This is a genomic window from Sphingopyxis sp. TUF1 (genome assembly GCF_036687315.1).
GTDB classification, from domain to species: domain Bacteria; phylum Pseudomonadota; class Alphaproteobacteria; order Sphingomonadales; family Sphingomonadaceae; genus Sphingopyxis; species Sphingopyxis kveilinensis.
The window spans coordinates 2,745,899-2,764,847 of sequence record NZ_CP144683.1 but is presented as its reverse complement, the minus strand read 5'-3'; the positions used below and the strand labels follow the sequence as shown (position 1 = coordinate 2,764,847).

The window sequence follows — 18,949 nt, the reverse complement described above, 5'->3', positions numbered from 1 at the left end:
TTGGAACAGGTTTCAATTCGGCACGCTCACGGCGCCCTCATCGACTGGTCCGGGCGGCGGCAGCGAAGGCGGCCCCAGCGCCTGCCGAAGCTGCGCGAGCCGCATTTCGAGGTCCGCGCGCCACGGCGCGTCGGCGGGGCTGCGTGCGAGCAATTCGCTCCACACCGCCTCTGCGCCCTTCAGGTCGCCGCCCTGCGCCAGCGCGAGGCCCGCAAAAAACGGCGGCGCCGGGTGCGAGGAATCGCGCCGCGCCGCCTCGTCGAAGGCGAGCGCGGCTGCGGGCGACATCATGCCGCCGCCATGCGCGGCCAGCGCATTGCCAAGACCGACCCACAGGTCGACATTGTCGGGGTATTTTTCCAACCCCTTTTCGAGCGTCTTGGCCGCCAGTTCGGTCTTGCCCGTCCGCGCGAAACCGTCGGACATGCCGAGCCACTGCGCCGCCGGACCGAAGCGGTCAGCCATTCCTTGCCGCTGGTCGGTCAGCGCCTCACCGAATCCCTCGGGTTCCTCCGCGACCGCGACAGGCTTGCCCGGCAGCGCCGGGCTGCCTTGCAGGGCGTAGCCCGTCAATCCCAGCATCACTGCGGCTCCCGCCAGCGGACGCGCGGCGGAGGGCAAGCGGCCAAGCCAGAAAATGCCGCCGATCGTCAGCGCAGCGGCGAGAATGACCCATAGCCAGGTCACGCCTTGTCCTCCGCATCGCCTTCGCCGCGCCGGAACCGTCCGAATGCCAGCCAGCCGCCGATCGCCAGAAACAGCAGCGGCCCCAGCCACAACAGCGCGGTCGCCGCGTCGAACGGCGGGTCATAGGTCACCCAATTGCCATAGCGTGCGACGAGCCACGCCTTGATCTCGTCAGGGCTTTCGCCCGCCGCGATCTTGCTTCGCACCTCGTGCCGCATGTCGCCTGCGAGCGGAGCGTCGCTGTCGGCAATCGACTGGCCCTGACAGACAAGGCAGCGCAATTCCTCCATCAACGCCTTGGCGCGCGCTTCTTTCGCCGGGTCGTTCAGCTGCTGATAGGCATAGGGTGCTGGCGGCAGCCGGTCCTGCGCGGCCACCGGCGATACCAGCGCGCCGAGCAGGCAAAGGAGGGCCAGGCGCAAGCTCATTTCATCGCCTCGATCTTCGCGACGATTTCCGGCACCTGTTCGGCCAGGATGACCCCCTGAATCTGCTCGCGGATGATGCCCTTGCCGTCGATCAGAAAGGTTTCGGGCACTCCCGACGATCCCAGCGCGATCTGGACGCTGCTCTGCATATCGGCGCCGATGCGGTCGAAGGGATTGCCATATTCGCGGAGGAACTGCGCGACATCTTCGGGCCGGTCGCGGATCGCGATGCCGTCGATCGGCACGCCCGCGGCCTTGAGCGCTTCAAGCTGCGGCGCCTCGGCGCGGCATGGGATGCACCAGCTCGCAAAGACGTTGACCAGCCGCGGGCGCCCGTCGGCAAGCTCGCTGCTTTTCAGTCCAGGCACGCCCGCGGTCGCGGGCGGCAGGTCGAACAAAGGCATCGGCTTGTCGATCCACTGCGACTGGATCAACGTCTCGGCGGGCGTCACCAGGCGATAGATGAAGGCGCCGAACAGCAATCCCATGATCGCCAGCGGCACAAACAAGACCCAGCGGTTCTTCATGGCGCGAAACGCTCCTGTGATTTGCGGTGCCGACGCGCGCGCCATATCGCGAGCAGTTGCGCACGGCCGAGCAGCGACAGGGCAGCGCCGAGCGCTATCAGCCCGCCGCCAAGCCATATCCACCACACCAACGGTTTCCACCACAGGCGAATCTGATAGCGGTCGGCGCGCCCGTCGTCGTTCGTCACCGGCTGCCCCAGCACCGCATAAAGCTGCCCGCCCGGGCGCGTCAGCAGCGCCGCCTCGTTGGTCTCGGTCGGCGCGGTGCCCATCAACCCCGGAAAAGTGCGCGCCTCGGGCTTCATCGTAAAGCTGCGGCCCGATGCCGTCGTCGCGACCAGCGTGCCCTCAATGGCCGTGTAGTTCGGCCCCGCGACAGGCTTTACGCCGGCGAACCTTACCGAAAAATCGGCGATGCGGATCGTTTCGCCGGGCGCGGCCGCGACCAGCCTTTCCTTGATGAAAGCACTCTCCGCGCCCATGCCCGCGAGGCATACCGCAACGCCGAAATGAGCAACGACCATCCCCCATGTCGGCAACGGCACACGGCGAAGGTTGCGCTTCCACAGCGGCGCAAGGCTCGCGACCGCGACAATGCCAGCGACAGTCATGCCGAGCAGCGGCAATATCCCCACGGTGCCGCCGAACAGGATGAGCGCGAACAACACCGCCGCCCCAGCAAAGATTGCGAGTGGGAGCCGCGACCACAGCCGCTTGCCGTCATCCTTGCGCCAGCTGAGCAGGGGCCCCGCGACCATCACAAGGCAGAGGATCAGCGCCAGCGGCCCGGCGACGCGGTTGTAATAAGGCGGTCCGACCGAAATCTTCTCGCCCATCGCCTCGGCGACGATCGGATAAAGCGTGCCGAGCAGCACGAGTGCGAGGATCGTCGTCAGCAGCAGATTGTTGATCACGAGTGCGCCTTCGCGGCTAAGCAGCGCGAATTTCTTGCCCTCGGCAACCGCCCCGGCGCGCAGCGCGAAGAGGGTGAGCGCCCCGCCGATATAGATCGCCATCAGCACCAGCAGGAAGGTCCCGCGCTCGGGATCGACGGCAAAGCTGTGGACGCTCGTCAGCAGCCCCGACCGGACGATGAAGGTGCCGACCATCGACATCGAAAAACCGATCACCGCGAGCATCACCGTCCAGGCGCGCAGCGCATTGCGCGTCGCTGTCACTGCGACCGAATGGAGCAACGCGGCGCCCGCCAGCCACGGCACCAGCGACACGTTCTCGACCGGATCCCAGAACCACCAGCCGCCCCAGCCGAGCTCATAATAGGCCCAATAGCTGCCTGCGGTGATGCCCAGGGTCAGGAAAATCCAGCTGCCGAGTACCCACGGCCGCATCGCGCGCGCAAAGGCCGGGCCGATCTCGCGCGTGATCAGCGCGCCGACCGCAAAGCTGAATGCGACCGACAGTCCGACATAACCGACGTAAAGCGTCGGCGGGTGGAAGGCGAGACCGATGTCCTGAAGCAGTGGATTGAGCCCCTGGCCGTCGGGCGGAGCGATCGGCAACCGCTTGAACGGGTTCGACGAAAAGAGCAGGAAGGCAAAAAAACCGAGGCTCAGCGCTGCCTGCGCCGCCAAGGTCGCGACCAGCGTATCCTCGCGCAGCCGTTTTTCGAACAGCGCGATCAGTGCGCCCGACAGCGACAGAATCATCAGCCACAGGAGCATTGACCCCTCGTGGTTGCCCCATGTCCCAGCGACCTTGAAAATCATTGGTTTCAGGCTGTTGCTGTTGCGCGCGACAAGCTCGACCGACATGTCGGAGCGCACGAACAGCGCGATCAGCAGAGCGAAAGCCGCAGTGGTAAGGACGCCTTGCGCGACACTCGCAGGCCGCACCAGCGCCGCCAGATCCTTCGGCCCGCCGCGCAGGAACAAGGTTCCCGCGACAAGCGACAGGCAGGCAAGCGCAGCGGCGATCCAAAGAACGGCCAGGCCGAGTTCGGCGATCATCGAAGCACCGCCCAAGAATAAACCGTCGTCCCCGCGCAGGCGGGGACCGCCTGCAACTTTGCACTATGCTGATAGCGGCCCCCGCCTTCGCGGGGGCGACGGTAAGACGTCATCATCCCTTCACCGCCGCCTTCATATCCTTGGGCATCTCGCCCATCTGCGGCGGCATATATCGCTCGTCATGCTTCGCCAGAATACGATCAGCGACGAATGTCCCGTCGGCGCGCATTCGGCCGTCGGCGACCATGCCGCTCTCCTCGCCGAACAGATCGGGGACGATTCCCTTATATTCGACCGGAACCGACGCCTTGCCGTCGGTTGCGACGAAGCGGATCGTGAGGCCATCGGCCTGCCGCGCGATGCTGCCCTTGGCGACCATGCCGCCCAGCCGCATCGCTTCGCCAACCGCGGCCTTGCCGCCCGCAATTTCGGCCGGCGTGCGAAAATAGGCGGCCTCGTCGCGAAGCGCGCTCGCCGCGAGCACGCCCGCACCCGCCACGCCGCACAGCGCGACGATCGCCAGGACCAACCGCTGATGCTTCGCCTTCACTTGCGATCCTTTCGCAGCGCGTCGCTGCGCTTTTCGGCGCGCGCCATCGCGCGCCAGCTCGACCACAGCACCGCGCCGGTCAGCACGATCGTCAGGCCATAGGCTGCAACCACATAGGCCCATTGCCCGCCGCCGCTGATCACCCCCGTCACGCCTCAATCCTCCTCGTCGGCCAGCCGGCGCAGCCGCGCCGCGACGCGGTTATCGGCGATGATCCGCCGCATGCGCATCAATATGATGGCTCCGAATAGCAGCGAAAAGCCCAGCAAGGTCAACCCCAACGGCCACAGCAACGCGCCGTCGATGCTCGATCCGCCCAGCGTGATGCTCGGCCCCTGATGCAAGCTGTTCCACCACACCACGCTGCGGTTGATGATCGGGATGTTGATGGCGCCCACCAGCGCATAGATTGCCGCACCGCGCGACAGTGATCCGCCCTGCCGCTGCGCATCGTCGCCGTTCGTCAGCGCAATAAAGCCCGCATAAAGAAACAGGAGGACGAGCATCGAAGTCATTCGCCCGTCCCATTCCCACCAGGTGCCCCAGGTCGGCTTGCCCCAGATCGACCCGGTGGCAAGGCACAGCGCGGTGAACAGCATGCCCGGCACTGCAATCGCGCGTGCAGCGATGCCCGACAGCGGATGCCGCCACACGAGCTGCACCAATCCCGCGATTGCCAATGAAGTCCATCCGCCCATTCCCAGCCACGCTGCGGGCACGTGGACATAGAGGATGCGCGCCGTCTCCCCCTGCTTATAATCGCCGGGGACCATCGTTAGCCCGGCCCAGCCGCCGCCAAGCACGAGTAAGACCCCGAGACCAAGCAGCCACGGCGTCAGCGGCTTGGCAATCGCCAGAAAACGGGTCGGATTGGCATAAGCGTGCATGCGCGCGCAGCCTTAAGCGAGCCGACGCACACGGTCCAGCCAATTACGGCGGCGTCAGCCGTGCAACAACGCTATCGATACGTGCAGGTTGATATAATATTATGTCGACCACCCTGATGCACCTGTGACATCGTTACCACAATCAGCCTCAAAACGTAACATAAACGCCGCAAACATATGGTTTTCGCTGGCGATCATCTCTCGTCGCCTCAATTCTGCCCCTGCTGGATGCATCCTCGCATTCCAAAACAGGGAAAAGATCATGAGATTTGCACATCGCGCATCGCGCCTTGCTCTGACTGTTGCGCTGGTCGCCAGCGGCAGCGCGCTCCCCGCTTTCGCCCAGGATAGCGATCCCGCCGCCGAAGCCGTCGACGACAGCGTCATCATCGTGACCGGCACGCGTCGGACCGATCGCACGATCGCCGACAGTACCGTGCCGATCGACGTTATTTCCAGCGATTCGCTCCAGAACAGCGGCACGACCGAAACCAATCGGCTGCTCAACAACCTTGTGCCTTCGTTCAACTTTCCGCAGCCGTCGCTGACCGACGGGACCGACTCGCTGCGCCCGGCAACCCTCCGCGGCCTCGCGCCCGATCAGGTGCTCGTGCTCGTCAACGGAAAGCGCCGCCATCTTTCGTCGCTGCTCAACCTCAATGGCTCGGTCGGCCGCGGCTCGGCGGGCGTCGACATGAACACCATCCCGCCGCTGGCGATCGATCGTATCGAGGTACTGCGCGACGGCGCTTCGTCGCAATATGGCTCCGACGCCATTGCCGGGGTCATCAATATTCAGCTCAAAAAGCGCGAAGGCGGCCGCGCGCAGATCAGCTACGGCAAATATATCACGACGATGGAGGACGTGTTCAACGTCGAAAGCGTGTCGCCGACTACCGGCCCGACCGGCGATCCCGCCATCACCTATTCGTCCGCCGAGCGCAAGCGCCGCGACGGCGACACCTACACCTTCGCAACCAATGTGGGCCTGCCGTTCGGCGACACCGGCTATCTGAACCTGACCGCCGAATATAAGGACCGCTCGCCGACCAACCGTTCGGGGCCCGATCCGCGCCGCAATTATGCCGGTACCGGCGATCCGCGCGAGGTTACGATCAACCGCTTCTGGCATCGCTTCGGCGACGGCGAGTCGAAAGATATGAACTTTTTCTACAACGCCGGAATCGATCTGGGCACCGCCTGGGAACTTTACAGCTTCGGCAGTTACGGTGTTCGCGACGCGAATGGCGCAGGCTTTTATCGCCGGTCGAACGACGCCCGCAACGCCGATTTCGCCAACGGCGGACAGCCCTTTTATCCCGACGGCTTTCTGCCGATCATCACCAGCGAGATTTACGACATCGCCGTCGCGGGTGGTATCCGGGGCGAAACCGCGGGCTGGAATCTCGACCTGTCGGTCAATTACGGCACCAACCGCCTGAACTATGGCGTCGAAGACAGCTTCAACACGTCGCTCGGCGGGCTCAACAGCCCGCGCAAGTTCGACGCCGGCGGGCTGCGATCCGGCCAGACCTCGGTCAATTTCGATGCCGCGCGGGATATCGACTTTGGCCTTGGCGACACGACGCTCGCGCTCGGCGGCGAGTGGCGAAATGAAAATTACAAGATCGTTCCGGGGGAGGTCGCAAGCTATATTGCCGGTCCCTACACGTTCTCGAACGGCGCCGCGCCAGGGTCGCAGGTCTTCCCAGGCTTCTCGCCCACCACCGCGGTCGACGAGTCGCGAGACAGCTTCGCGGGCTATCTCGAACTCGATGCCGACATCAGCGACATTTTCAACGTTCAGGTCGCCGGGCGTTACGAGCATTTCTCCGACTTCGGCGATACGATCAACGGCAAGATTGCCGCGCGTTTCGAACCGGTCGAGGGTCTCGCGTTGCGCGGTTCGGCCTCGACCGGTTTCCGGGCGCCTGGAATGGCGCAGCAATTCTTCTCGACGACCTCGACCAACAATGTCGGCGGCACGCTGATCGAGATCGGCACTTTCCCCGTCGGATCACCGATTGCAGTCGCGCTCGGCGCCCAACCGCTCGAGCCTGAAAAATCGCTCAATCTGGGCGGCGGCATCGCCTTCAACATGGTCGACGGTCTCAGCCTGACGGTCGATTATTACCGCATCAAGATCAAGGACCGCATCACGCTCACTGAGAATCTTCAGGGCGCAGACGTTGTCGCCATCCTGCAGGCGGCAGGCGTTCCGGGCACTTCGGCGCGCTTCTTCATCAACGGTATCGATACGCTTACGCAGGGGCTCGACATCGTCGGCAGCTACCGCGTCCCTGATTTCGGCTTGGGCACGCTGCGGATCAACGTGGGATACAACATTAACGACACGAAAATCACCGATCGCCGCGCCTTCACCGCCTTTACCGCGCAGCGGCTGTTTGCGCGGCAAGAGAGCTTTCGCCTGACCGATGGTCAACCGTCGAACAAGTTCAACGCCGGGCTCAACTGGGATATCGGCGCCTTCGGCCTGACCTTGAATGCGAACCGCTACGGCAGCGTTTTCCTGCCCGACAGCGTGACCACGGTCGCCGCGAACGGCCAAGCGGTGTCCGCAGCCAACCCGGCGATCCGCGACGATATTCGCGTGGCAAAGGGCGACGCGCCGGGCGACATCACGCTGTCGCCGAAATGGGTCGTCGACCTCGAACTACGCTTCAAGGCGCTCGATCGCCTCGAATTCGCCGTCGGGGCGAACAATCTGCTCGACGAATATCCCGACCGCCTGCCGTTCGGCGTCGTCGATGGCGTCAATTACGGGATCAACAACAGCTTCCTGCCCTATTCGTCGCAGTCGCCCTTCGGCTTCAGCGGCCGCTTTGTCTATGGGCGCATCGCAGTCGATTTCTGACCCGCTATCGCCGATTGACGTCAAGGCCGGAGGCTATGCTTCCGGCCTTGTCCATATCCAGCTGCCGCCAACCGCCGCAGCAACGATCGGCGCCATCATCCATGGCCAGGGAGCAAAGGCGAGCGCGAGCGCGATACTTACCGCAAAAGCCAGCGTCGCCGCCATCTTGCCCTTGCGGCTGATTGCGCCGCGGTCGCGCCACGCGACGATATGCGGGCCAAAGGTCGGATGCCCGACCAGCCACGCTTCGAGCCGCGGCGACGAGCGCGCAAAGCAGAAGGCGGCGAGGATGACGAACGGCACCGTGGGCAGCAACGGCAGCACCGCGCCGATCGCACCCAGGCCGAGCGACAACCAGCCCGCGACCAGATAGAAATGCCGTTTCATCAAGGGTTGGCTTAGCGGAAATCGAAACCCGCGCCAGCCCTCGAACCGCTCACCCGCGTCCGATCAGCTTCTGCGCCATCCGGTCCGCGACGACCGACGCGGGCGTGCCGCTCGCCTTGCTCTCGGCCCAGATTTCGGCGAGGCGGCCGGGAATCAGGTGGATGCGGCTTTCGACCTCGTCCTGGCTGCCCTGCCCCAGATATTCGAGCGCGACGTTGATGATCCCACCCGCGTTGATGACATAATCGGGGGCATAGACAATGCCGCGATCGTGGATGCGCTGGCCGTCGAGCGCGGTCGCAAGCTGGTTGTTCGCGCCGCCCGCGACGATCGGCACGCGCAACTTGGCGATGCTCTGCTCGGTCAGGATCGCGCCCAGCGCATTGGGGCTGAGCACATCGGCCTCGACTTCCATGATTGCTGCCGAATCGGCGAGCTCGGCGCCCAGTTCTTCGGCCAGCGCCTTCGCACGCGCCAGATTGACGTCGGCCAGGGTGAGCTTCGCCCCCTCCGCCGCCAGCAGCCGCGCGACCCCGCCGCCGACGCTGCCGACGCCCTGAATCGCGACACGTACATCCTTCGCGCTGTCGGTGCCGAGCCCTTCGCGAATCGCTGCCTTGATTCCGAAATAAACGCCAAGCGCAGTGAACGGCCCCGGATCGCCGCCGGCTTCGCCGCTCGCGACGGGCAAGCCGCTGACATGCTTCGTCTGCCGCGAAATCTCGACCATGTCGGCGTCGGTGATCCCGACATCTTCGGCCGTGACATAGGCGCCGCCCAGCGATTCGACCGCGCGGCCGAACGCCGCAAGCAATTCAGGCGTTTTCGCCTGCCCTTCGTCGGCCAGGATCACGCCCTTGCCGCCGCCCATCGGCAGGCCGGCCATGGCATTTTTATAGCTCATGCCACGCGACAGGCGCAGCGCGTCGGTGATCGCCGCAGCGCGCTGCGGATAATGCCAATATCGCACGCCGCCCGCGCCGGGGCCGAGGTGCGTCGAATGGACGGCGATGACCGCCGTCAGCCCGCTGGCGCGATCGCGGAACATGTGAACATGTTCGTGATCGTCGAAATCGGCGAAATCCCAGACAGCGGACATGGCAGGTTCCTCACGTTAAAAAATTACGTGAAGATGTAATAATGAAACAGGAGCGACGAGTCACCTCAAAAGCGTCCGTCAGCAGCGAAAGCGAAAAATGGGGCGATCAACGGGGCTCGAACCCGCGACCTCCGGTACCACAAACCGGCGCTCTAACCAACTGAGCTATGATCGCCACATGCCGCGCGAAACCGCCTGCGACAGCGCGCGGCGATAGGCGCGACCTCCCCTTTCGTCAAGCATTGTTCGCGTCGGCAGACGACAGTAAAAGCGCGCCATGGCTGGGAAGGATCATGTCGATATGGCGTCATCGGGCGCCGACCGCACCGCCGCGCGGCTTGCCGCGGTTCCCGGCATCCGCCGCGCGCCGACGTCGAAGCTGGAACAGTTCATGCTCCCGCGCTTTCTCGACGCCGAGACCTGCGCCGCGATCGTCGACTTGATCGACGGCGATGCGCGCCCGTCGACGATCGCTGATCCCAATGGCGACGAGGCGTTTCGCACCAGTTCGACCTGCGATCTCGACCACCGCCTGCCCCTCGTGGTCGCCATAAACAACCGGCTGCACGAACTGACCGGTATCCCGCTCGAATATGGCGAGCCGCTTCAGGGCCAGCGCTATGATGTCGGCGAGGAGTTCAAGGCGCACACCGACTATTTCGACCCGCACGGCGCCGACTGGGACATCTATTGTGCGGTGCCCGGCCAGCGAAGCTGGACCTTGATGATCTACCTCAACGAGCCCGCCGCGGGAGGCGCGACGCGCTTCCTTGCCACCGGCAAGGTGCACCAGCCCGAAGTCGGCAAGCTGCTCGCGTGGAACAACGTCCGCCCCGACGGCTCCACCAACCCCGACACGCTCCACCATGGGATGAAGGTGCGAAAGGGGCGCAAATATATCATCACCAAATGGTTCCGCGAACGGCCCTGGCCGTGGGCGGAGGGGGAGTTGGGGTAGGAGCCGCCTAAAAACCGTTCGTGTCGAGCGAAGTCGAGACACCCGTCAGGAGCGCGTGCCCTCCCGGTGTCTCGACTTCGCTCGACACGAACGGAAATAGGGGTCGGTTTGCACCGACCCCCCGTTGGAATTACCGCACCAGCCGATACTGGAAATTCAGCGTCAGCGTGTTCGACACCCGCCCCGGCTCGACCGGCGTCGATTTGGCTTCCTGCGCGACAGCCATGTCGCGCGCATAGGGCATCGGCGGCTGCGGCCCTGCAAAGCCGCCCTCGCTGATCGACACCAGCTCAGCGCCGCGATAGCCGGCGAGCCGCGCATAGTCTGCTGCCTTGGCTTCGGCTGCCTTGATCGCTGCGCCGCGCGCGCCGACGAGCTGCGCATCGGCATCCTTCATGCCGAACCACGGTCCCTCGATATTGGTGCCGCCCGCGGCGACAAGCGCGTCGAGCAACGGGCCCACGTCGGCGATCTGACCCGTCGCCGCGCGCACCGTGTTTGTCACCTGATAGCCCAGGAAGCGCGGCGGCTGGCCCGGTGTCTGATTGCTGTAATCATATTGCGGCGACAGGTTGATGCCGCTCGTCTGGATGTCCTCGGCCTTGATTCCGCGCGCCTTCGCGGCGGCGATCAGCTTGTCCATCGCCGCGGCATTGGCGCGCATCGCTTCGACCGCGGTTGGGGCCGTGGTCGTGACCCCGGCGCCGACAGTCGCCCGGTCGGGACGCGAGCGCACTTCTTCATTGACGCTGAAGCTCAGGATCGGTCCCTGCGTCGTTGTTGCCGTCACCATCGAACCTCCTTGCTGCGCGACGGCCGGCACCGCCGCGATCAAGGCCAGTCCGGATGCCATAGCGGCGAGCATTTGCTTCGTCATTTCATTCTCCTGCGAACCGGGCTTGCGGTCATTTGCGATTCCTATCCCGTAACGCCGACGGAATGGACGCGTTCCCGCCTTTGTGCGGACGGCGCTTGCATGATGCTGAACGCGCCAGTAGCGAGCCGTTCATCATGGCTCCCCCCATTCTCTCCTATGAAGGCCTCGGCCTCGTGCAGGGCAGCGGCTGGCTGTTCCAGGATCTCGACATCTATGTCGGGCCGCGCGACCGGCTGGCGCTGATCGGCCGCAACGGTGCGGGCAAGACGACGCTGCTCAAACTGCTCGCCGGGCGCATCGATCCCGACAAGGGCCAGCGGACGATTGTTCCCGGCACGCATGTGGTTATGCTCGAACAGGAACCCGATTTTCGTCCGTTCGCCACCTTGATGGACTTCGCCGTCGCCGGAAGCGACGGCCCGCCCGAACATGAGGTCGCCGCGATCGCCGACCAGCTGGGCATCGACATGCGCCGCACTGCCGCCAGCGCGTCGGGCGGCGAGCGCCGCCGCGCCGCGCTCGCCCGCGCGCTCGCGCAGAATCCCGACGTGCTGCTGCTCGACGAGCCGACCAACCATCTCGATCTCGCGGCGATCGACTGGCTCGAATCCTGGCTCGCGCGCTACACGGGCGCCTTTGTCGTCATCAGCCACGATCGAACTTTCCTGACGCGCCTGACCCGCCAGACGCTGTGGCTCGACCGCGGGAGTATCCGGCGCAAGGAAATCGGTTTTGGCGGTTTCGAGGAATGGAGCGATTCGGTCGCCGCCGAGGAAGCGCGTGCGGCGCAGAAGCTCGATTCGAAACTCCGGCTTGAGGCGCACTGGCTTGAACGCGGGGTTACCGCGCGCCGCAAGCGCAATCAGGGCCGGCTTGAAAAGCTTAAGGAAATGCGCGTGACCCGCGCCGCGATGATCGGCGGCCCCGGCGTTGCAAAGCTCGGCCTTGCCAACGACGATGTGCGTTCGAAATCGGTGATTGCCGCCGAGGGCGTGACCAAATGCTTCGGCGACCGCACGATCATCAAGAATTTCGATTTCCGTGTCCAACGCGGCGACCGTATCGGTATCGTCGGCGCCAATGGCGCGGGGAAATCGACGCTGCTGAAGCTTCTGACCGGCGAAATCCAGCCCGACGAAGGCACGATCACTCTCGCCCCGACGCTCGACGGCATCATCATCGACCAGCAGCGCAGCCTGATGTCGCCCGAAAAGCGGGTGCGCGACGTGCTCGCCGACGGCGGCGACTGGGTCGAAGTGCGCGGCGTGAAAAAGCATATTCAGGGCTATCTGAAAGAGTTTCTCTTCGACCCCGGCGTCGTCGAGGCCAGCGTCGGTGCGCTGTCGGGCGGCGAGCGCTCGCGGCTGCTCCTCGCGCGCGAATTCGCCCGCGAATCGAACCTGCTCGTGCTCGACGAGCCGACCAACGACCTCGACCTTGAAACGCTCGACCTGCTTCAGGAAGTCATCGCCGACTATGCCGGCACCGTGCTGCTCGTCAGCCACGACCGCGACTTTCTCGACCGTACCGTCACCGTCACGCTCGGCCTCGACGGATCGGGCAAGGTCGACATCGTTGCGGGTGGCTATGCCGATTGGGAAGCGAAGCGGGTCAAGCCGGGCAGCATCAAAACCAAAGCCGCAACCGCCGCAGCCCCGCCCCAACCGACGGTGCGTAAAAAGCTGAGTTACAAAGACCAGCGCGACTACGACCTCCTCCCCGTTCGGATCGAAGCGATTGAGGCCGAGATAACGGAGATCGAGACCGAATTGTCCGACGGTGCGCTGTTCACGCGCGACAACGCCCGATTCAACGCCCTGACCGCCAAGCTCGACGCGCTCCGCACCGAAAAAGCGGCCGCCGAGGACCGTTGGCTGACGCTTGCCGAAGAGGTCGAGGCGCTTCGATAAGCACGAAGCGGCAAAAGTTCACGTCCGGGCGCGGTCCGCCGCTCCCCTCAATTCACCATCCGCTCATAACCTTCCCAATAGGGCGCGCGCAGATCCTTGCGCAAAATCTTGCCGCTGGCGTTGCGGGGCAGCGCATCGATCACGTCGATGCTGCGTGGGCATTTGAACGGCGCGATGCGTTCGCGCGCCCAGGCGATGATGTCGGCTTCATCGACGTTCGTGCCCGGCTTGGCAACGACGACCGCCTTCACGCTCTCGCCCCATTTCGCGTCGGGAATGCCGATCACCGCGACCTCCTGCACCGCCGGATGGCCGAAAATCGCGCTTTCGACCTCGGCCGGATAGACATTTTCGCCGCCGGTGATGATCATGTCCTTCATCCGGTCGTGAATGAACAGATAGCCGTCCTCGTCGAGATAGCCGGCGTCGCCCGTGCGGATCCAGCCATCGTCGGTCATCGTATTCGCCGTGGCATCGGGCAGGTTCCAATATCCCAGCATATTGTTCGACGAGCGCGTCACGACCTCTCCCGCCTCGCCCGTCGGCAGTGGATTGCCCTCGGCATCGACGACGCGAATTTCGACGCCGGGAAGCGCCTTGCCCGCCGAGCGCATCCTTTTGTTGCCCGCCGGATCATGATCCTCGGGCGGCAGCATCGAAATGGTGCCCGTCGTTTCGGTCATGCCATAAGCCTGGATGAACTGCGCGCCGAAGACCTGAATGCACTGGCGCAGCAGCTCGAGCGGGATCGGCGCGGCGCCGTAAAGGATATATTTGAGGCGGCTGTAATCGACGCTGGCGCAGCGCGGGTGCATCAACAGCATCTGGAGCGCCGCGGGGACCATGAAGAAGCGCGTGACGCCATGCTGCTCGACCGCGTCGAACACACCGTCGGGGTTGAACTCGGCCAGCACGATGCCGGGCAAGCCCGCCGCGAGCGCCATGATGCCGAGCCCGGTGCCGCCGATATGCGCGCAGGGCATCGCGACCAGCACCGCCTCGTCATCGTCCCATTTGGTGTAGGGAAGGTCGAGCGTGCTCGAATGTTTGCGCAGCGCGAAGAGGTTGCGGTTCGATAGCACCGCGCCCTTGGGATTGCCCGTGGTACCCGAGGTGTAGAGTTGCAGCACCGCGTCGTTGGCGCCCGAACGCTCGAAGGCGGTGCGCTGGGCCCCTTCGATCATCGCCCATGCTTTTGCGGCATCGACGACGGCGGGACTATGCTCCAGCCTGCCCCCCAGTTGCTCGGCCAGTCCTTCGAAGCCCGGCCCCGCGAACACCATTTTTGCCCGCGTGTCGTTGACGATGAACGCCCATTCGGCGGGCGACAGCCGCCAGCCGACCGGCGCCATCACGACCCCTGCGCGCGCGGCGCCGTAAAAGAGGATAAAATAAAGGTCGCTGTTCTTGCCGATCCACGCGATGCGGTCCCCCTTCATCAGCCCCGCGGCCAGCAGCGCCGAGGCGGCGCGCGCAGTCAGATCATCGAGCTCGGCGTAGCTATAGACGCGATCCTCCTCGCGCAGCGCCACCCGGTCGGGCCGCTCGGCAGCCCAATGGGTCAGGAACTCGTCGAATGTAAACAGGTCCGAAACGTCGCGGGCCATCGCCTCTCTCCCTCGAATCGCGTCGTTTGCGCGCTTTCGATTAGGAGGCTAGCGGCATTACCCGTCAGGTAAAGCGATCTGCGCGCCGGTCGTCAGTCCGGCGGAACAGCAGCATCAGATTGTTGGCGGGCATCGCGCGGCGTTCGGCGAAGGTCAGCCCGGCGTCGGACGCAACCGCCTTGACCGCATCGATGTCGCGCAGTCCCCACGCCGGATCGCGCGCACGCAGATTGGCGTCGAAGTCGAGGTTGCTGTCCGCCGTCGGCACATCGGGCTCGATGTACGGGCCGTAAAGGATCAGCGGCGCGCTTGGCGCCAGAAGCAGCGCAGCTCCCGCGAACAGGCCCAGTGTCGCCTCCCAAGGGCTGATATGCACCATGTTGATGCACAGGATCGCATCGGCCCGGTCGATCGGCCAGTCGGGTGCCGACGCATCGAGCATCAGCGGCGGCGCGAGGTTGGCAAGTTCAGCCTCGGCGCGCCACGCGGCGATCGAGGTCAGCCCCGCGGCGTCGGGGTCGCTCGGCTGCCAGTCGAGGCGCGGAAACGCCGCGGCGAAATGGACCGCATGTTCGCCCGATCCGCTCGCGACCTCCAGCACCATGCCCGACGCGGGCAACCAGTCGGCCAGCACCGCGGCGATGGCGTCGCGGTTGCGCAGGGTCGCCGGGGCGTGGCGCTTGTCCGCCGCGCCCTCGTCGCCCGGCATCCACGGCTGCGGCGTCACTTCGCCTTCGCCAGCGCGCGCGCGCGGCGTTCGCGGACGATCAGCCACGCGAAAAGCCCCACCGGCCCGACGAGCAAGGTCAGCAGCAGGAATGGGAATTGTGCGATGCGGCTGAACCCCTTTTGATCGGCGTCGCGCGCGATCCACATGCCGGTGAACAGGTCGAACGCGAGATAGTGGATCCAGCCGAGCGTCGCGCCGCCAGGGCTGTCGAACAGCATCATCACGCCTTTCAGCGTCGTGAAATCGCCGCCACCCGGTCCGCCGGGATCGATGCCTCCCGTCAGGAAGCCCACGATCAGCACGGTATAGGCAAGGCAGAGCAGCGTCACGCCGAGATAGAGGATGAGCGCGAGCGTCTTTGGTCCGCGCGGCAGGAAGGCAAGCGCGATCCACGCCGCGAAGGCCCAATAATTTGCCAGCAGAAACAGGCTGTCCCAGCTCATACCCGTTCATCTCCTCTGCCCGTCGCCCCCGCGCAGGCGGGGGCCGCTGGCAGCCTTGCGCCACGCCAATAGCGGTCCCCGCCTGCGCGGGGGCGACGGTCAATTCGCGCCATCATCCTCGCTCCAGCTCAACACGGGTTTCCGCGCCGCCGCTGTCTCATCTAGCCGCGCGCGCGGGGCGAAATGCGGCGCCGATTTAAGCGCAGGATCGCCATTCTTCGCGCGCATCGCGATGCTGCGCAGCGCGCCAATGAACTGGTCGAGCGCCGCCTTGCTTTCGGTCTCGGTCGGCTCGATCAGCATGGCGCCGTGGACGACGAGCGGGAAATATACCGTCATCGGGTGATAGCCCTCGTCGATCAGCCCCTTGGCGATGTCGAGCGTCGAAAAGCCCTCGGCCAGCCCCTTGTCGCTGAACAAAGCCTCGTGCATGCACGGACCCGACACCGCAAACGGCGCGTCGAGCACATCTTCCAGACTGCGCAGGATATAATTGGCGTTGAGCACCGCATCCTCGGCGACCTGCTTCAGCCCGTCAGCACCGTGGCTCAGGATATAGGTCAGCGCGCGGGTGAACATGCCCATCTGGCCGTGGAAGGCGGTCATGCGGCCGAAGGTCGCGGGATGATCCTTGCCCGCGCTTTCCTCTTCGATCAGCCCGAAACGGTCGCCATCCTTCGTCACGAAAGGCAGCGGCGCATAGGGCGCAAGTGCCTCCGACAGCACGACCGGGCCCGAGCCCGGCCCGCCGCCGCCGTGCGGGGTCGAGAAGGTCTTGTGAAGGTTGATGTGCATCGCGTCGACGCCAAGGTCGCCGGGGCGCACGCGGCCGACGATCGCGTTGAAGTTCGCGCCGTCGCAATAGACGTAGCCGCCCACGGCATGGACCGCGTCCGAAATCGCCTTCATGTCGCGCTCGAACAGGCCGCAGGTGTTGGGGTTGGTGATCATCACCCCCGCGACGTCGGGGCCAAGCCGCGCTTTCAGCGCCTCGAGGTCCACGCGGCCTTCCTTGGTCGCCGGAATATCCTCGACCGTGAAGCCCGCAAAGGCCGCGGTCGCCGGATTCGTACCGTGCGCGCTTTCGGGGACGAGGATGACACGGCGATCCTCGCCGCGCGCTTCGAGCGCTGCCTTGATGCAGAGTATCCCGCAAAGCTCGCCATGCGCGCCCGCCTTGGGCGACATCGCGACGCTGTGCATGCCGGTAAGCGTGATCAGCCATTCGGCGAGTTCGTGGATCACCGCATAGGCGCCCTGCACCGTTTCCTGCGGTTGCAGCGGGTGAACGTCGGCAAAGCCCGGCATCCGCGCGACTTTCTCGTTGAGCCGCGGGTTGTGCTTCATCGTGCAGCTGCCAAGCGGGAACAGGCCGAGGTCGATCGCATAATTCTGGCGCGACAGGCGCGTATAGTGCCGCACGGTTTCGGATTCGCTGAGCCCCGGCAGGCCGATGGGATCGCTGCGCATCAGCGAACCAAGGTCGGCCGCAGATGCCTGCTCATCGAAATCGACGCCGGTGGTTTCGGTCGAACCAATCTCAAAGATCAGCGGCTCCTCGAGCATCAGCGCGCGATTGCCGGTAAAGGTGACATTGTCGTCGGCGCCGCCCGCGGCGTTCATTTCGGGACGCCAGCCGGCGCGGTTGAGCGCGGTCATACGAGCACCTCCTTCAGGGCGGCGGCAAAGGCGGATACGTCCGCTTCGGTCACGGTTTCGGTCACAGCGACGACAAGCCCGTTTTCGAGACCGGCATTGTCGGGATAGAGACGGCCGAGCGACACGCCACCGAGAATGTCCATCTCCGCAAGCTTGTGAACGACCGGCCGCGCCGCTGTCGGCAGCAGCAGTGTAAACTCGTTGAAAAACGCGTCGTTCAGCACCAACACGCCTGGAACCTTTGCAAGTTCGGCCGCGGCCGCCCTCGCCCGGCCATGGTTGATCGCGGCAAGCTGACGCAGCCCCGCCTCGCCCAGCAAGGTCATATGGATGCTGAAGGCCAGCGCACAAAGTCCTGAGTTAGTGCAGATATTACTCGTCGCCTTCTCGCGGCGGATATGCTGTTCGCGCGTCGACAGCGTCAGCACGAAGCCACGCTTGCCATTGGCGTCGACCGTCTCGCCGCACAGTCGGCCCGGCATCTGGCGGACATATTTACTCTTGCAAGCGAACAGGCCGACATAGGGCCCGCCGAATTGCAGCCCGACGCCGATCGCCTGCCCCTCGCCCACCACAATGTCAGCGCCCATCTCGCCGGGCGATTTGATGAGGCCCAGCGCGACCGGTTCGGTGACGACGGCGATCAGCAACGCGCCTGCGCTCTGACAGGCTTCGGCCAGCGCCGTCATGTCGTCGATCCGACCCAGAATGTCGGGATACTGAACGACGACGCAGCTCGTTTCCTTGTCGATGCTCTCTGCCAGCGCGGCCCAATCGGTGCCGGGTTGGAGGCTGGGGTCGCCATCGACGAGCACGTCACCGGTATATTTGGCCATCGTGCGCGCAACGCTGCGGTAATGGGGATGGAGGCCCGTCGACAGTAGCGCCTTGCCGCGCCGGCTGATCCGCCGCGCCATGACGATCGCTTCCCAGCAGGCGGTCGAGCCGTCGTACATCGACGCATTGGCGACGTCCGTGCCGAACAGCCGCGCGACCTGCGACTGGAACTCGAACAACATCTGCAGCGTGCCCTGCGCGATTTCGGGCTGATAGGGGGTATAGGCGGTCAGGAACTCGCCGCGCTGGATCAGGTGATCGACGCTGGCGGGCACATGATGACGATAGGCGCCCGCGCCAAGGAAGAAAGGCCCATCGCCCGCGGCGCGGTTGCGGCGTGCAAGCGCCCCCATATGGCGTTCGACGGCGAGCTCGCTCGCGTGCATCGGCAATCCGGCGATCGGACCGTCGAGCCGGGCTTCGGCCGGAACATCGGCGAACAGATTGTCGATCGACGACGCGCCGATGACGCCAAGCATCGCCGCGCGGTCGTCGGGGGTAAGCGGGAGATAACGCATGAA

The 18,949-nt window shown here is 65.0% G+C and carries 18 protein-coding genes and 1 tRNA gene; 3 read left to right on the top strand and 16 right to left on the bottom strand.

What is annotated here, in order from left to right; genetic code table 11:
• Positions 1-12: 12 nt before the first annotated feature.
• The 7 genes from VSX77_RS13000 to ccmC all read right to left on the bottom strand — a co-directional run bounded on the left by VSX77_RS13000 (position 13) and on the right by ccmC (position 5,046).
• Positions 13-687, bottom strand: a complete 675-nt coding sequence (locus VSX77_RS13000; protein WP_338425034.1) for a tetratricopeptide repeat protein — start codon at positions 685-687, stop codon at positions 13-15.
• Entirely contained in the window at positions 684-1,115 is a 432-nt protein-coding gene (locus VSX77_RS12995) for a cytochrome c-type biogenesis protein (protein ID WP_338425033.1), read from the bottom strand. Before VSX77_RS12995 ends, VSX77_RS13000 begins: the two co-directional genes overlap by 4 nt.
• Positions 1,112-1,642, bottom strand: coding sequence for a DsbE family thiol:disulfide interchange protein (locus VSX77_RS12990; RefSeq protein ID WP_338425032.1), 531 nt, complete (start codon positions 1,640-1,642; stop codon positions 1,112-1,114). The genes VSX77_RS12995 and VSX77_RS12990 overlap by 4 nt, the downstream gene beginning before the upstream one ends.
• The gene (locus VSX77_RS12985) at positions 1,639-3,609 is read right to left on the bottom strand and encodes a heme lyase CcmF/NrfE family subunit (RefSeq protein WP_338425031.1); all 1,971 of its coding nucleotides are present in this window, start codon (positions 3,607-3,609) and stop codon (positions 1,639-1,641) included. Before VSX77_RS12985 ends, VSX77_RS12990 begins: the two co-directional genes overlap by 4 nt.
• Before the next feature lie 112 nt (positions 3,610-3,721).
• Positions 3,722-4,159 (bottom strand): cytochrome c maturation protein CcmE, encoded by a 438-nt coding sequence (ccmE, locus tag VSX77_RS12980; protein WP_338425030.1) that lies wholly within the window; start codon positions 4,157-4,159, stop codon positions 3,722-3,724.
• Entirely contained in the window at positions 4,156-4,311 is a 156-nt protein-coding gene (locus tag VSX77_RS12975) for a hypothetical protein (protein ID WP_338425029.1), read from the bottom strand. The genes ccmE and VSX77_RS12975 overlap by 4 nt, the downstream gene beginning before the upstream one ends.
• Before the next feature lie 3 nt (positions 4,312-4,314).
• A complete protein-coding gene (ccmC, locus tag VSX77_RS12970; protein ID WP_338425028.1) occupies positions 4,315-5,046 on the bottom strand; it encodes a heme ABC transporter permease CcmC in 732 nt (243 codons plus the stop codon).
• A 262-nt stretch (positions 5,047-5,308) separates the two neighbouring features.
• On the opposite strand from ccmC, the gene VSX77_RS12965 reads away from it, so the two are divergent.
• Positions 5,309-7,921, top strand: coding sequence for a TonB-dependent receptor plug domain-containing protein (locus VSX77_RS12965; RefSeq protein ID WP_338425027.1), 2,613 nt, complete (start codon positions 5,309-5,311; stop codon positions 7,919-7,921).
• A 33-nt stretch (positions 7,922-7,954) separates the two neighbouring features.
• On the opposite strand, the gene VSX77_RS12960 is transcribed toward VSX77_RS12965, so the two are convergent.
• The 3 genes from VSX77_RS12960 to VSX77_RS12950 form a co-directional block, all read right to left on the bottom strand.
• A complete protein-coding gene (locus VSX77_RS12960; RefSeq protein ID WP_338425026.1) occupies positions 7,955-8,308 on the bottom strand; it encodes a YbaN family protein in 354 nt (117 codons plus the stop codon).
• Between the two features lie 49 nt (positions 8,309-8,357).
• Positions 8,358-9,407, bottom strand: a complete 1,050-nt coding sequence (locus VSX77_RS12955; RefSeq protein WP_338425025.1) for a Glu/Leu/Phe/Val family dehydrogenase — start codon at positions 9,405-9,407, stop codon at positions 8,358-8,360.
• A 98-nt stretch (positions 9,408-9,505) separates the two neighbouring features.
• Positions 9,506-9,582 (bottom strand) — tRNA-His (locus tag VSX77_RS12950).
• A 102-nt stretch (positions 9,583-9,684) separates the two neighbouring features.
• Here VSX77_RS12950 and VSX77_RS12945 point away from each other — a divergent pair.
• A complete protein-coding gene (locus tag VSX77_RS12945; RefSeq protein ID WP_338425024.1) occupies positions 9,685-10,365 on the top strand; it encodes a prolyl hydroxylase family protein in 681 nt (226 codons plus the stop codon).
• Between the two features lie 130 nt (positions 10,366-10,495).
• On the opposite strand, the gene VSX77_RS12940 is transcribed toward VSX77_RS12945, so the two are convergent.
• Entirely contained in the window at positions 10,496-11,242 is a 747-nt protein-coding gene (locus tag VSX77_RS12940; RefSeq protein WP_338425022.1) for an SIMPL domain-containing protein, read from the bottom strand.
• 134 nt (positions 11,243-11,376) lie between these two features.
• Here VSX77_RS12940 and VSX77_RS12935 point away from each other — a divergent pair, with 134 nt between their 5' ends.
• Positions 11,377-13,152 carry an ABC-F family ATP-binding cassette domain-containing protein gene (locus VSX77_RS12935; RefSeq protein ID WP_338425021.1) on the top strand — a complete coding sequence of 592 codons (1,776 nt, stop codon included), beginning with the start codon at positions 11,377-11,379 and terminating at the stop codon, positions 13,150-13,152.
• A gap of 47 nt (positions 13,153-13,199) precedes the next feature.
• Here the strand turns inward: VSX77_RS12935 and VSX77_RS12930 are convergent, their stop codons facing one another.
• From VSX77_RS12930 to gcvPA, 5 genes are all read right to left on the bottom strand, one after another.
• Positions 13,200-14,759, bottom strand: a complete 1,560-nt coding sequence (locus VSX77_RS12930) for a fatty acid--CoA ligase (RefSeq protein WP_338425019.1) — start codon at positions 14,757-14,759, stop codon at positions 13,200-13,202.
• Positions 14,760-14,823: 64 nt separating this feature from the next.
• Positions 14,824-15,468: a DUF938 domain-containing protein gene (locus VSX77_RS12925; protein ID WP_338427270.1), complete on the bottom strand. Its 645-nt coding sequence runs from the start codon at positions 15,466-15,468 to the stop codon at positions 14,824-14,826.
• 14 nt (positions 15,469-15,482) lie between these two features.
• Entirely contained in the window at positions 15,483-15,932 is a 450-nt protein-coding gene (locus tag VSX77_RS12920; protein WP_338425018.1) for an ABA4-like family protein, read from the bottom strand.
• A gap of 99 nt (positions 15,933-16,031) precedes the next feature.
• A complete protein-coding gene (gene gcvPB / locus VSX77_RS12915; RefSeq protein WP_338427269.1) occupies positions 16,032-17,555 on the bottom strand; it encodes an aminomethyl-transferring glycine dehydrogenase subunit GcvPB in 1,524 nt (507 codons plus the stop codon).
• A 32-nt stretch (positions 17,556-17,587) separates the two neighbouring features.
• Positions 17,588-18,946 (bottom strand): aminomethyl-transferring glycine dehydrogenase subunit GcvPA, encoded by a 1,359-nt coding sequence (gene gcvPA / locus VSX77_RS12910; RefSeq protein WP_338425017.1) that lies wholly within the window; start codon positions 18,944-18,946, stop codon positions 17,588-17,590.
• Positions 18,947-18,949 lie beyond the last annotated feature (3 nt).